Raw genomic sequence first — 15,226 nt, forward strand, 5'->3', positions numbered from 1 at the left:
TTAGAGCTTGATCTCCACGTCCACACCCGGAGGCAAATCGAGTTTCATCAATTCATCGATTGTCCTTGGGGTCGGTTCCTTCAAATCAACCAATCGTTTGTGGATGCGCAATTCAAACTGTTCCCGGGATTTTTTATCCGTATGCGGCGAACGAAGAACCGTATAGAGCTTTCGGCGCGTCGGCAACAGAACCGGGCCTACGATAACGCCGCCTGTCCTGCGAACGGTCGCCACGATCTTCTCAACCGACTCGTCAAGCATTTTATGGTCGTAACAACGCAGCCGGATGCGAATCCGATGATCCGCCGGCAAAGCGGCCCTGGAGGCCGTTTCCGTTTTTGCGCCGTGCGCTGTGTCCTTCGCCGCCACCATTTACTCCTTGATCTCCGCAACCACGCCGGCGCCTACGGTTTTGCCGCCTTCTCTAATGGCGAAGCGCACGCCTTTTTCCATGGCGATCGGAGAGATCAGCCGGCCCACGATTTCCACGTTATCGCCCGGCATCACCATCTCCACAGCCGCGGGCAATTCAACCTCGCCCGTCACGTCGGTGGTTCGAAAATAGAACTGAGGCCGGTAGCCTTTAAAGAAGGGGGTATGGCGGCCGCCTTCGTCTTTGTTCAAAATATACACCTGACCCTTGAAGACTTTATGTGGCGTGATGGATCCAGGGGCGGCCAGAACCTGACCGCGCTCGATCCCTTCTTTCTCAACGCCGCGCAGGAGCACGCCGACATTATCTCCGGCGATGGCTTCGTCAAGCGTCTTTTGGAACATCTCCACGCCGGTCGCCACGGTTTTCTTCGTATCGGTGATACCCACGATTTCCACGTTATCGCCGACTTTCAGCCGTCCGCGCTCTACGCGGCCCGTGGCCACGGTGCCTCGGCCGGTAATGGAGAACACGTCTTCGATGGCCATCAAAAACGGCTTGTCAACGTCGCGCTGCGGCTCCGGGATGCTGGCGTCAAGAGCGTCCATCAGCTTCATGATGGCCGCTTCGCCCAACTCGCCCGCATCGCCCTGAAGCGCTTTCAAGGCGCTGCCCCGGATGATGGTGATCTTATCCGCCGGGTATTCGTATTTTTTTAATAGATCGCGAACTTCCATCTCAACCAAATCCAGAAGCTCGGGATCATCGATCAAATCGCACTTATTCAAAAAAACAACGATGTGGGGGACGTTCACCTGGCGCGCCAAGAGAACATGTTCCCTGGTCTGCGGCATGGGGCCGTCAGGAGCGGAAACCACGAGAATCGCGCCGTCCATTTGCGCCGCGCCGGTGATCATATTTTTGATGTAGTCCGCATGACCCGGACAATCGATATGAGCGTAATGGCGTTTTGGCGTCTCGTACTCGACGTGCGAAACAGCCACGGTCACGATTTTGGATGCGTCGCGCACAACGCCGCCTTTAGCGATATCGGCGTATTCTTTAAATTGAGAAAGACCCTTCTTCGAAAGTACCTTCGTAATAGCCGCCGTCAACGTGGTTTTTCCGTGATCCACGTGACCGATCGTGCCGACATTCACATGCGGCTTCGTCCGCTCAAACTTGCCTTTTGCCATGTGTTCTCATCCTCCTTGCTTACTTAACAGATTCTTTAGCGCCCGTCGCTTTGGCCACGATGGTTTCCTGAACGGCGCGAGGAACCTCTTCGTAGTGAGAAGGCTCCAGATTAAATGACGCTCGTCCTTGAGAGAGGCTGCGCATAGTGGTCGCATAGCCAAACATCTCGGCCAGTGGGACGGTCCCGCGTACTATTTTACTATTACCGCGGCTCTCCATGTCGAGCACTTTGGCCCGCCGCGAGTTTAAATCTCCGATGATATCGCCCATGTATTCCTCGGGCATTGATACCTCAAATCGCATAATCGGCTCCAAAATCACAGGATCGGCGTGCTGACAACCGGCGCGCAAGGCCATGGCCGCCGCAATTTTGAAGGCGATTTCCGATGAATCCACTTCGTGATAGGAACCGTCGGTCAACGCCACTTTTAAATCCACGATCGGGTATCCGGCCAACGCGCCTTCTTCCATCGCTTCCTTAACGCCTTTTTCAACGGCCGGGATATATTCTCTGGGAACGACGCCGCCGAAAATTTTGCTCTCGAATTCGAATCCTTGACCGCGTCCGCGGGGCTCGATCTCAAGAATGACATGACCGTATTGACCGCGTCCGCCGGTTTGCCGTATGTACTTGCCCTCTCGCTGCACTTTCTTTCTGACGGTTTCTTTATAAGCGACCATGGGCTTGCCGATATTGGCGAGCACGTTGAATTCCCGCTTCATGCGATCAACGAGAATTTCCAAGTGCAACTCGCCCATGCCCGACATAATGGTTTGACCCGTTTCATGATCGCGGCGAACGCGAAACGTGGGGTCTTCCTCCGCCAAACGCGAAAGGGCAATGCCCAATTTTTCCTCGTCCGCCTTGGTTTTCGGCTCGATGGACACCGAGATGACGGTCTCGGGGAATTTAATCTGTTCTAAGGCCACGGGCTTATCCTCAAAACAAATCGTATCGCCGGTCGAAGCGTTTTTCATGGCCACGGTGGCCGCAATGTCGCCGGTCCTCACTTCCTTAACTTCTTCCCGATGTTGCGCATGCATACGAAGCAATCGTCCCACGCGCTCGGTGGTGCTGCGCCGGGTGTTCAAAACGCTTGTTCCCGTGGCCAGAACTCCGGAATAAACCCGAAAATACGCCAATTTCCCCACGTAAGGGTCCGTTTGAATTTTAAAAATCAACGCACTAAAGGGCTCATCATCGTCCGGTTTCCTCTCGGCCTCGGCGCCGGTATTAAGATCGGTGCCTTTGGCCGGAGGAATATCCAGCGGATTGGGTAAATAATGACAGACGGCATCGAGCATGGGCTGAACGCCTTTGTTTTTATAAGCGGCGCCGGATAAAACAGGAAAAAATTTACCGGTGAGCACGCCCCTTCTGATGGCGGCGCGGATTTCCTCGATCGAAATCGGCTTGCCATCGAGAAATTTCGTCATGAGCGTGTCGTCGAACTCGGAAATTTTTTCCAGCATCCGTTCGCGCCACTTTGCGGCGTTATCCTTGAGCTCGGCCGGGATGTCTTCTTCGTGATATTGAAGACCGTCTTTATCATCCCAAACAACGGCTTTCATTACCACTAAGTCGATCACGCCCTTAAACGAATCTTCGGCTCCAATCGGGATATTAATCGGCGTGCAATTGGCCCCGAGCCTCTCCTCGATGGATTTGATGCACATGTAAAAATCAGCGCCGATACGGTCCATTTTGTTGACGAAACAAATCCTGGGAACATGGTATTTATCCGCTTGGCGGAACACGGTTTCCGACTGCGGCTCAACGCCCTGAACACCGTCAAACACAACCACGGCGCCGTCTAAAACGCGCAAGCTGCGCTCCACTTCGGCCGTAAAATCCACATGGCCCGGGGTATCGATGATATTGATGTGATAATCGCGCCACGTCACATAGGTTGCCGCAGAGGTAATGGTGATGCCGCGCTCGCGCTCCTGAGGCATCCAGTCCGTGGTCGTCGTTCCGTCGTGCACTTCGCCGATTTTATGGATCCGGCCCGTGTAAAAAAGAACGCGCTCGGTGGTCGTGGTCTTGCCGGCGTCGATATGAGCGATGATGCCGATATTGCGGACTTTTTCCAGCGGAAAAGCTCTAGGCATTAATTCTTACCACCGATAATGAGCGAAGGCGCGATTCGACTCCGCCATTTTGTGCATTTCCTCGCGCTTCTTGAACGCGGCGCCTTCCTTGCGGGAGGCTTGCATAATCTCTTCGGCCAATTTTCCGGCCATGGGTTGCCCCTTCCGGGAACGGGCGAAATCAATGATCCACCGCATGGCCAGAGTTTCGCCGCGATACGGCCGGACCTCAATGGGCACCTGATAGGTGGCGCCGCCGACTTGGCGGGGCTTGGTTTCCAACAGAGGCCGGCAATTTTCCACGGAACGCGACAAGACGACGATCGGATCCTCGCCCGTTTTATTCTTGATCAAATCCAAGGCATCGTAGAGCACCCTCGTCACTTGGACTTTTTTACCGGTGAATGTCAATTTTCCGATCAGCCGGCTGACCAACTGGCTGGAATGGCGAACATCCGGAGGCGGAGGGGAACGTCGTTCAACGGGACGTCTAGGCATAGTGCACCTCTGAAATTTGATATTTAAAATTTAACGTCATCTTAGGCCTTCGCTCCCGCCGCAGCCTTGGCTCCGGCATCTTTCGGCCTCTTCGCCCCGTACTTGGAGCGGCCCTGGCGCCGGCCTTCGACCCCGGAGCAATCGTAAACGCCGCGAACGATATGGTAACGGACGCCGGGCAAATCTTTCACGCGGCCGCCCCGAACCAACACGATCGAGTGCTCCTGAAGATTATGGCCGATCCCTGGAATGTAAGCCGTGACCTCGATGCCGGCCGTCAACTTGACGCGCGCCACTTTACGCAACGCCGAATTGGGTTTTTTGGGCGTGGTGGTGAACACGCGCACGCAGACGCCCCGGCGCTGAGGGCAATTCATCAATGCGGGTGATTTGGAACGAGATGTCTGCCGTTTGCGCTTAATGCGAAGCAGCTGATTAATTGTGGGCATATTTTAAGTCTCGGCCTCCATAGCTTGGCGCGCAACCAGGCCGGTTCCGGCCGGGATCAATCGCCCGATAATGACGTTTTCTTTCAATCCGCGCAGATAGTCCAGCTTGCCGCTGACAGCGGCGTCGGTCAGGACTCTGGTCGTCTCCTGAAAGCTGGCGGCTGAAATAAAGCTTCGCGACGACAGGGCCGCTTTGGTGATGCCCAACAATACGACTTGGGCTTCAGCCCGCGTGCCTTTACCCTTGGTGACCTTTTTGTTCTCGTCCTCGAACTCGAAACGATTGACGATTTCACCGACCAAGAGCTTTGTGGTTCCGGCTTTGGTGATGCGGACATTCTCCAACATCTCGCGCACGATCAACTCGATATGCCGGTCATCCACGACCACGCCCTGGAGCCGGTACACTTCTTGAATGGCGCCCACTAAATGCTCCTGGCACTCTTTAACGCCCTTGACCCTTAAAATATCATGGGGGTTGACGGGGCCGTCGGTTAAAGCCTCGCCGACGCCCACGCTGTCGCCCTCATAAACCATCAAATGCTTGCCCTGAGGGATAATGTATTCGCAGACCACGCCGGTTTCTTCGTTCTTCACGATGACCTTCTGGCCTCCCTTGGGGGTCATGCCTAAAGATACGATGCCGTCAATTTCCGAGATCACCGCTGAATTCTTGGGCCGGCGCGCCTCGAAGAGCTCGGACACGCGCGGCAGGCCGCCCGTGATATCGCGCGTCATGCTGACTTCGAGCGGAATCTTGGCCAACACGTCGCCTTCACTCACCCCATCGCCGTCGACCACCACGATAATGGTGTCCACCGGCAAGGTATACGTATCCAACGCTTTGCCGTTTTTATCAACGATGGCTAAACGCGGCCGCTTCCTGGCTTCGCGATGTTCGATGATGCGCCGCTCGATCAAACCGGTAATTTTATTCTTCTCTTCGTGCGCTGTGATGCCTTCCGCGATGTCCTCATAGCGGACCACGCCTTCGACTTTAGAGAGAATGGGCAGCGCATACGGATCCCATTCAGCCAAAAGCGTGCCTGCGGCCACAGGCGTATTTGTCTTGACCTTCAGACGGCCGCCCTGGGGCACCCGATGGGATTCCTTCTCTTTTTTCGTGACCGGATCAATAACGGCGATTTCGCCGTTTCTCGAATGAGCCAGCACCTCGCCGTCCTTTCTTTTCAAAATCTCGATATTTTTGAACACAGCGACGCCCTCGACATTGGCCATGGCTTGCGATTTGGAAACCACGCGCGCGGCCGTACCGCCGATATGGAATGTGCGCAACGTCAACTGCGTGCCCGGTTCGCCGATGGATTGCGCCGCAATAATACCTACGGCTTCGCCCAACTCAGCAGTTTTGCCCGTGGCCAACGAAAGCCCGAAACAACTGGCGCACACCCCGTAAGAAGACTCGCAGGTCAACACCGAACGCACGCGCGCATAAGGCACGCCCGCTTTGCCGATGGCTTTGGCTTTCGGCCAATCGATTAATTCGCCGGCGGCGACCAACACCTTCTCTTTTTCCTTGCCTTCGCTGGGAACGCGGATATCTTCAAGAGTCACGCGGCCGTAAACCCTGTCTTCCAGCGGTTCAATGATATCTTCGCCGGACATCAGAGGCGTCAACCTGGTTCCGTTGATAGTGCCGCAATCTTCCTCGATGATAACCACGTCATGAGCCACGTCCGCAAGACGCCGGGTTAAATAGCCGGCATCAGCGGTTTTCAAGGCCGTGTCCGCCAAACCTTTTCTGCCGCCGTGCGTCGAAATGAAATACTCGAGCACGGAAAGACCGTCGCGGAAATTGGAGATAACCGGCGTTTCGATGATTTCGCCGTATTGGCCGACGATTTTTTTCTGGGGCTTGGCCATCAAGCCGCGCATGCCGCCCAATTGGCGCACCTGGGCCCTGGAGCCGCGCGCGCCGGAATCAGCCATGATGAAAATCGAATTAAACAAAGGTTGCCCTTCTTTCTGGGGAATTTTGTCTCCGGATTGCATTTCCGTGAACATGGTGTCCGCAACTTGATCCGTGACATGAGTCCAAAGGTCGACCACCTTGTTGTAGCGCTCCATTTCCGTTATGGCGCCGGCCTTGGCTTGACGTTCGATTTCTTTGACCTTGTCTTGGGCCCTTTTGACGATATCTTTTTTGGCCTTAGGGACGATCATGTCCGAAACCGAAATGCTGACGCCGTAATAGGTGGCATAGCGATACCCGATATTCTTGATCTCGTCCAGCAACAACACGGTCCGGTAATGCCCCAAAGTTCGGTAACACTCGGAGATAATGGCGCCCAACCCTTTTTTGTCGACCGGATGATTGACGTAACCGAGTTCGGGCGGAATCACTTCGTTGAGGATGACCCGTCCGACCGTCGTCCAATCTTTCCAGCGGCCCGGATCTTTCTGTTCATCATCTTTTAGGTTGTCCTCAACGAGCTTATTCAAACCAACGACCTTAATACGGGCATTAGGATGGGTATGACGCCGCTGAAAGGCGGCAATCACTTCGTCCCGAGAACCGTAATATTTACCGTCGCCTAAAACGCCGGGTTTGACCTTGGTCAAATAACACAAGCCCAGCACAACGTCCTGGCTGGGCAAAGCGATGGGTTTGCCCGAGGCCGGAGAAAAAATATTCCGCGACGACATCATCAACAGCTTGGCTTCGACGATGGATTCATAGGATAGCGGCACATGAACCGCCATCTGGTCGCCGTCAAAGTCGGCGTTGAACGCCGCGCAAACCAGGGGATGCAGATGAATGGCCTTGCCCTCCACCAGGACAGGCTCGAACGCCTGAAAGGAAAGGCGGTGCAAGGTCGGCGCGCGGTTCAATAAAACAGGATGATCCTTGGTGATTTCAGCAAGAATATCCCAAACCTCCGGGGTCGCTTTCTCAAGCATTTTGCGCGCGGCCTTAAGGGTCACGCTGTGGCGTTTGATCAACTCGCCCAACAAAAAGGGTTTAAACAGCTCCAGCGCCATTTCTTTAGGCAAGCCGCACTGATGAAGCTTAAGCTTGGGGCCGACCACAATCACCGAACGTCCGGAATAGTCCACGCGTTTACCCAGAAGATTCTGACGGAAGCGGCCTTCTTTGCCTTTGATGATGTCGGACAAGGATTTCAGCGGCCGGTTGCCGGGGCCCAAAGCCACCTTCCAGCCGGCGCCGTTTTCAATCAACGCATCCACGGCGTCCTGAAGCAGGCGTTTTTCATTGTGGATCATGACTTCCGGAGCCCGCAGTTGTTCGATATGTTTTAAGCGATTATTGCGGTTGATGATTTTCCGGTACAAATCGTTGAGATCGCTGGTGGCGAAGCGTCCGCCTTCCAACGGGACGAGCGGGCGCAGGTCCGGCGGGATTACGGGGAGAACCGACAGCATCATCCACTCTGGCCGGCTCTCGGAATAGAGAAAGCCCTCCAAAATCCTCAGCCTCTTGATCAAACGGTTTCGTTCGCCTTCACTTTCCAGCTTGACGACTTTTTTTCTCAAAGCATCGGTTTCTTTCTTTAAATCGATGCTGGCCAAATAATCGCGCACCGCGCCGGCACCGATGGAGCATTTAAATTTGTTGCCGTATTCGGTCTTGGCCTTAGCGTATTCATCGATATCAACGATATCGCCCCTGTTGAACAGCGTCTTGCCGCTGTGTTCCAAGTCTTCCAGCACCAGGTAGCCGTCTTCCTTGTAATAAATGGTTTTCATCAAGTCCGACAGTTTCATGTCCAGGACGATGGAAATTCTCGACGGCGGCTTCCTTAAAAACCAAATATGCGCCACGGGAACCACCAGTTCGATATGGCCCATGCGTTCGCGTCGGACTTTGGCCTCGGTGACCTCGACGCCGCATCGATCGCAGACAATGCCTTTGAATTTGACCCATTTGTACTTGCCGCAGGCGCATTCGTAATCACGAACCGGCCCGAAAATACGCTCGCAGAATAACCCGTCGCGCTCAGGTTTCAACGTCCGGTAATTGATCGTTTCTGGTTTTCTGACCTCGCCGCAAGACCAATTTCGGATTTTTTCCGGGCTCGCCACCGTCAGGCGAATGGCGTCAAAATCGATAAAATTAAGCGAATCTCCTGATTTCTTTTTCTTCTTCCGAGACGAGAAAAGAAGTTCCCTCGTGGACTCTTCGAGTTTCGTTGACGCCTGTGCCACCAATGCCTCCTTAAAAATTCATACCGCGAGCTAAGCTTTCGCCTCTTCTTTCTCTTTTGAGGCCGACCGCGACGACGCTTCGTCCGATTTGGACGATTTTTCCTTGGCGCCGGTTTCCTGCTTTAAGAGCTCGACGGCCAAGCCCAGACCCTGAAGCTCGCGCACCAAAACCTTGAATGATTCGGGTGCGCCCGGACGGACGGGATCTTCACCCCTGATGATGGATTCGTACATTTTTGTGCGCCCCCACACATCGTCCGATTTAATGGTCAAAAATTCCTGAAGCGTGTGGGCCGCGCCGTAGGCTTCCAGCGCCCAGACTTCCATTTCGCCCAAGCGTTGTCCGCCGAAGAGAGCTTTGCCGCCCAACGGCTGGCGCGTGATGAGCGAGTACGGTCCTGTGCTTCGGGCATGAATTTTGTCCTCAACGACGTGGATCAGCTTGAGAACATACATGTAGCCGATGGTGATCTTCTCAAGATAGGCCTGCCCCGTGCGGCCGTCGTAAAGGGTGACCCGCAAATCCTCGGCCGGCAAATATTTCTCGGGAACGCCCTTAGCCATCAACGCTTCCCTGGCCTCTTTGGTTTTCTGCCTCATCTCGGCCTCATTCGCTCCGTTGAAAACCGGGGTGACGACCTGAGCGTCGAATTTTTTGGCGGCCCAGCCGAACATGGTTTCCAGCAGCTGGCCCACGTTCATACGCGAAGGGATGGACAACGGGGAGAACACAATGTCGATCGGCGTGCCGTCGGGCATGCGGGGCATATCCTCGATGGGAAGAATTTTCGAGACCACGCCTTTATTGCCGTGGCGGCCGGCTAATTTATCGCCGACTCTCAACGGCCGCATCGTCGCCACATACACTTTGACCACGCGATTGACGGTCACGGCCACTTCATCGCCGCGATTGATGCGCTCGCGCTCGCGATCCCGGTAAACATTCAAATCCTGCTTGCGCCGATCAGCCAGCAGATCGATCGCTTCTTTTTCTTCGCGATAATGTTGAGCGTCAACTTTACCAGCCTTCTTTTTTTCCTCAAGCATCGCCAAGGCCGCGGATTCATTTTCATCGATCAAATTCTGCCCGGCCTTGATCTCGTCATCGAGTTCGCGACGGCGCTTCTCTTTTTCTTTAGGACCCAAAATTTCTCTGCGAACGAAAACTTGGACTTTGATCACTTTGCCGGCCACGCCCGGAGGCACCCGCAACGAAGCGTCCTGCACATCCTCGGCCTTTTTGCCGAAAATCACCCTCAAGAGTTTCTCTTCGGGCGTCAAATGCTCCTCGCCGCGCGGAATAACCCGGCCGACGAGAATATCGCCGTGGGTGACGTCCGTGCCCACGATCGCGATTCCCTGCTCGTCGAGATGGCCCAAGGCTTCCCCCGAAACATTGGGGATATCCCTGGTGATCTCCTCGGGTCCGAGCTTGGTCTCGCGCGCCTCGACCTCAAATTCCGAAATATGAATGGATTTGAACGTGTCGTCGCGAACCAATCGTTCGGAAGCTAAAATCGCATCTTCGAAGTTATAACCGTCCCACGGCATGAACGCCACAAGAACGTTCTTGCCCAAGGCCAACTGCCCCTCGCAGGTGGATGGACCATCGGCCAACGGATCGCCTTGAGCCACTCGGTCGCCACGATTGACGATTGGACGATAATCAACGGTGGTGTCCTGATTCGAGCGTTCGTATTTGGTCAGGGAATACACGTCCAAAGGATTCTTACTGTCGCCGGTATTAACGACAACCTGCTCGGCATCGACATAAACGACGCGGCCGGCCCGTTTGGCCGTGGCCACCGCGTGAGAATCTTTAGCGATAATCGCCTCAACCCCGGTGCCCACCAAGGGAAACTCGGGATTAACCAGCGGCACCGCTTGGCGCTGCATGTTCGAACCCATCAACGCGCGATTGGCATCGTCATGTTCCAAGAAGGGAATCAGCGCGGTGGAGACGGAGAACACCTGGGTCGGCGAAATGTCCATGTACTGGACGCGCTTGGGATCGACAACCGGAAAATCGCCCCGGTAGCGGCAGGCGGCGACATCGCCGATTAAATTTCCCTTGTCATCGATTGGGGTATTCGCTTGGGCGATGATCGCCTCGTCTTCCTCGTCCGCGGTCAAGTAGATCACCTGATCCGTAAGACGGCCTTTCTCCACCTTTCGATAAGGAGATTCGATTAAGCCCAAATCATTGACGCGGGCGTAAAAAGCCAGGGACGTGATCAAACCGATATTGGGACCTTCCGGAGTTTCAATCGGGCAGATGCGTCCATAATGCGTGTGGTGCACGTCGCGCACTTCAAAACCGGCGTGCTTTCGATGCAAGCCGCCCGGGCCGAGGGCCGAAAGGCGCCGCTTATGGGTCAATTCAGCCAACGGATTGATCTGGTCCATAAATTGCGAAAGCTGCGAGCTGCCGAAAAAATTGCGCAAAATGCCGTTCAACACCGAGGCGTTGATCAGTTGGCGCGGGGTTAATTCGCTTTTCTCCTGAGCCTGGACCATGCGCTCGCGAATAACGCGGGCCATCTGGGTCAACGCCACGCGAAATTGATTTTCCAGCAGTTCACCCACGGCGCGCACCCGGCGATTGCCCAAATGATCGATATCGTCGACCAACACGGGCATGACGCCGCCCTTATGCTCCCAAGACGCCACGTTGTCGTTCAAAAATGTCAGGTACAAAATAGCGGCGACCACGTCTTCCGGAGCCAGCTCTCTCTTGGATTGAGCGGGCGTTTTGAAATTACACTCTTTGCGCGACTCCAAATACTCAAACACAGGGCCGAGTTTTTTGGCGATCTTGTAACGCCCGACATGGGTCAAATCATATTTCTTCGACTTTTTGCCGAAGAACATATTCTCCATCAGCTCTTCGGCTTGTTGCTGGATGACGAACTCCTGGCCGCGGACGTATTTATAAAGAAAATGAAGGGCCTCCTTGCGGGATTTAATGGGATCTTTTTTAAGCGTTTCGATCATCGTGACGTTGGAGTTCTTCTCATCCCACTCCACTAAGACCAAATCGTGAACCTTGGTCTTCTGGATTTTGGCCAAAATTTCCTTGGTCAGGGGCTCGCCCGCCTCGGTGACCACCTCGCCGGAATCAGGGTCCACGACGTCTTTGGCCAGAATACGTCCGGCGTAATGATCAAGCGTCGGCTCCTTGACGATCGAGTACTTTTTGACGCTATAGAAAAAAGCGAGGATATCCTCATCCTTCTCCAGGCCGCACACGCGCAGCAACACGGTGGCTGGAAATTTACGGCGTTTGTCGATTCTGGCAAAGAGAACGTTGTTTAAGTCGAATTCAAAATCGATCCAAGCGCCTCGGTAAGGAATAACGCGGGCGATGAACAACTTCTTGCCGAAACGGGAAACTTTCTTTTCCTCGTCCTCTTCAAAAAAGATGCCGGGCGACCGATGCAGCTGGCTGACGATGACGCGCTCCGCTCCGTTGATGACGAACGAAGCGCTCTCCGTCATATAAGGAAGGTCGCAGAGAAACACTTCCTGCTCGGAAATGACCTTGACCTTCCCGGTCGTTTGCCGGTGAACGAGACGAAGCGTGGCCCTTAGAGGAACGGTGTAGGATTTATCAAAAAGCATCGCCTCTTTAGGGGTGGCGAACCGAGGCTTGCTGATTGAATATTCAACGAACTCCAGCGAAAGGCTTTCGTCCTCGTTTGAAATTGGGAAAATGTCCATAAAAGCAGCTTGAAGTCCCTGCAACTTTTTTTCCTTATTCGCGACGTCTTCCTGTAAAAAGTTGGCGTAGGAATTCTTTTGAAGCTCGAGAAGGTCAGGGGGCTTCGCCGAAACGATCGCTTTCTCGAACGTTAACTGCTTAATCTTATGAGACATGAACACCTCTTCGTTCAAACATTGAGCAAAAGGCCGAGATTGACGAGCCGCTCATTTCATCCGTCAATCGCAATCCGACAATGGTCAATTATTTGAGTTCGACCGTGGCTCCGGCTTCCGCCAGTTTCTTTTTCATTTCTTCGGCTTGGGCTTTAGGCACTCCATCCTTGACGGTTTTCGGGGCGCCTTCAACCAAATCCTTGGCTTCTTTAAGGCCCAAACCGGTCAATTCGCGAACCAATTTGATCACCGGGATTTTATTCGAGCCGGCCGAAGCTAAAACAACGGTGAACTCCGTTTTTTCTTCGACGACAGCGGCGGCGGCTCCGGACGAGCCGGCAGCGGAAGCTCCGGCAGGGGCGGCTACGGTCACGGCTTTAACGCCGAATTTATCTTCGAGCGCTTTGACTAAATTGGCCAACTCCAAAACATTCAGTTTCGAGATAGCCTCGATCAGCTCATCTTGCGTCGCTACGGGCATGGATACGTTACCTCCTGATTGACTCAAGCGGTTGCTTGAGATTTCTTATTGTTTTCTTCTAGGGCTTTTAAAACCAGCACGAAATTTACGGTCACGGCATTCAACACGCCGGCCAAATGCGCCAGGGGAGCCGCCAGCGTGCCGACGAGCTTCGCTTGCAGGTCCTTGGCGCCGGGCAGCTTGGCCATGATCTCGATCGTTTTCCTGTCCAGCCATTGCTTATCGGCCAGCATAAAGCCGCCTTTAATGCCGATGTTTTTGTTTTGTTCGCCCCACTGGGCCAGCAGCTTGGTCAGACGCACCGGGTCTCCATTGGACGAGGTCAACGCCGCAATTTCGCCCTTCCAAAATTCCGTCGAACCCGCCTCAATGCCCATGGTCTGAAAAGCTTTTTTAAGCAACGACTTCTTGACGATCTGAAAAGCGGCTTTCTCGGCCTTAATTTTTTTCTTGGCCTCAAAAAGCTCAGGGGTTTTTACGCCCTTGAACGTGGCGAACAGGCTGATCGGCGAATGCGTCAAGCACGCCGTCAAATCGTCCAACACTTGCGCTTTTTCTTTTTTGTTCATGAGTAAATTCCTCAAATCAAAATCTTTGCTCAAAAGCCAGGCGAGCGGATTCTTCTTTACCCGCAGCCAGCTCCAAACGAAGGACGTTGCTCAACGAGAACGCCCAAGCGCCGCCCGCGAACAACAGGTACCCCATCTCGTTCCCGGAGACGGTTTCACCGTCCCTGCGATCAACCAGCTTCGCGCGTTTTTCAAAAATTTCAAATCCCGCGGCCGGAGAAACGCGGCCGCCGAACCAGGATGACTCCGCACCCAACAACAATCCGTAACGGGTCAAGTCCCAGCGATCGTCGACCGATTCCCATTGCCCGGGTCCGCCGAAATAAATCCGCTGCGGCTTGGTGCGCACCGTGGACCAAGATGCCCTAGCCCAAACACGCGGCGTCACCATGGTTTTACGGACAATATCGACGTTTAACCCGACGCCCAAGCGATACCCGGAGCTGGTTGCCAACTGATTGGTCACCGAGCCCGATGGGATAAAAATCTGATAATTGGCGCTACCCACATCCGCATCCCAAGATAAATAGTCGCCTTTGGGAAATTGCAGCCGCAAGCCCACGCCTTCCGATCTTGTCTCGAGATTCAGGCTACCGGGGGAACCGCTGAAATAACTGGCGCCGCCCGGAGCCGTCACCGAGCCGCCTGATTCGATATCAAGAGCCGGCTCATCTTTAATAAAAGAATAGCCGACCTGGATGCCCCAGGCTGAATGCGGCGAGCGCACCGCGCTCTGCAACGACTCAACAACTTGCGTCATAACAAAAATAGGCCCCACGAAGAGGCCCATCCATAACCTCCAATAATTTTGACGAACTTTATTAGCGCAACTCAAAACAAAATTAAATCCGGCAGCGACCTACTCTCCCGGTCGCGGCTCAGCGACAAGTACCATCGGCCCAGGCGGGTTTCACTGCCGTGTTCGGAATGGGAACGGGTGTTGCACCGCCGGTAATGCCACCGGAAAAACGATTAAAAACGGCTCAACTCTGTTCAACCGTTTTTAAGTCGTCCTGAGCGCAGCCCCGCCGTTGGCGGGGCGAAGTCGAAGGACCTCACAATTGAGATTCTTCGCTTCGCTCAGAATGACATGGATATATATTTATAAGGGATCGAATGATGTGGCTAAGCCGCACGGCCGATTAGTAGGAGTTGGCTACACTGATTACTCAGCTTCCACCTCTCCCCTATCAAACCCGTAGTCTACGGGTGGCCTTCAGGGACCTTGCGGTCCGGGAATCCTTATCTTGGGGTCGGTTTCCCACTTAGATGCTTTCAGCGGTTATCCGATCCGCACACCGCTACGGAGCATGTACCCCTGGCGGGATAACTCCGATACGGGAGGTACGTTCAATCAGGTCCTCTCGTACTGTGATCGACTCCCCTCAAGATTCCTGCGCCCACTGCAGATAGGGACCGTACTGTCTCACGACGTACTGAACCCAGCTCACGTACCGCTTTAACCGGCGAACAGCCGGACCCTTGGGACCTTCTCCAGCCCCAG

At 54.3% G+C, this 15,226-nt stretch carries 10 protein-coding genes and 2 rRNA genes; all 12 read right to left on the reverse strand.

Annotated elements, in window-relative coordinates:
• On the reverse strand, positions 1–372 hold the full coding sequence (gene rpsJ / locus HYT79_09900; GenBank protein ID MBI2070899.1) for a 30S ribosomal protein S10: 372 nt from the start codon (positions 370–372) through the stop codon (positions 1–3).
• Positions 373–1,569, reverse strand: a complete 1,197-nt coding sequence (tuf, locus tag HYT79_09905) for an elongation factor Tu (protein ID MBI2070900.1) — start codon at positions 1,567–1,569, stop codon at positions 373–375.
• Between the two features lie 19 nt (positions 1,570–1,588).
• Positions 1,589–3,682, reverse strand: a complete 2,094-nt coding sequence (gene fusA, locus HYT79_09910) for an elongation factor G (GenBank protein MBI2070901.1) — start codon at positions 3,680–3,682, stop codon at positions 1,589–1,591.
• Positions 3,683–3,688: 6 nt separating this feature from the next.
• Complete coding sequence (gene rpsG, locus HYT79_09915; protein ID MBI2070902.1) at positions 3,689–4,159, reverse strand: 30S ribosomal protein S7; 471 nt, start codon at positions 4,157–4,159, stop codon at positions 3,689–3,691.
• Between the two features lie 41 nt (positions 4,160–4,200).
• Complete coding sequence (locus HYT79_09920) at positions 4,201–4,608, reverse strand: 30S ribosomal protein S12 (protein MBI2070903.1); 408 nt, start codon at positions 4,606–4,608, stop codon at positions 4,201–4,203.
• A 3-nt stretch (positions 4,609–4,611) separates the two neighbouring features.
• Positions 4,612–8,796: a DNA-directed RNA polymerase subunit beta' gene (rpoC, locus tag HYT79_09925; GenBank protein MBI2070904.1), complete on the reverse strand. Its 4,185-nt coding sequence runs from the start codon at positions 8,794–8,796 to the stop codon at positions 4,612–4,614.
• Between the two features lie 30 nt (positions 8,797–8,826).
• A complete protein-coding gene (gene rpoB / locus HYT79_09930) occupies positions 8,827–12,672 on the reverse strand; it encodes a DNA-directed RNA polymerase subunit beta (GenBank protein MBI2070905.1) in 3,846 nt (1,281 codons plus the stop codon).
• A gap of 88 nt (positions 12,673–12,760) precedes the next feature.
• Positions 12,761–13,153 (reverse strand): 50S ribosomal protein L7/L12, encoded by a 393-nt coding sequence (gene rplL, locus HYT79_09935; protein ID MBI2070906.1) that lies wholly within the window; start codon positions 13,151–13,153, stop codon positions 12,761–12,763.
• Between the two features lie 23 nt (positions 13,154–13,176).
• Positions 13,177–13,722, reverse strand: coding sequence for a 50S ribosomal protein L10 (locus HYT79_09940; protein ID MBI2070907.1), 546 nt, complete (start codon positions 13,720–13,722; stop codon positions 13,177–13,179).
• 16 nt (positions 13,723–13,738) lie between these two features.
• Complete coding sequence (locus HYT79_09945) at positions 13,739–14,512, reverse strand: hypothetical protein (protein ID MBI2070908.1); 774 nt, start codon at positions 14,510–14,512, stop codon at positions 13,739–13,741.
• 56 nt (positions 14,513–14,568) lie between these two features.
• Positions 14,569–14,687 (reverse strand): 5S ribosomal RNA (gene rrf, locus HYT79_09950).
• Positions 14,688–14,841: 154 nt separating this feature from the next.
• A 23S ribosomal RNA gene (locus tag HYT79_09955) occupies positions 14,842–15,226 on the reverse strand; the annotation flags it as partial.

The sequence above is a fragment of the Elusimicrobiota bacterium genome (genome assembly GCA_016180815.1).
Lineage (GTDB): Bacteria > Elusimicrobiota > Elusimicrobia > JACQPE01 > JACQPE01 > JACPAN01.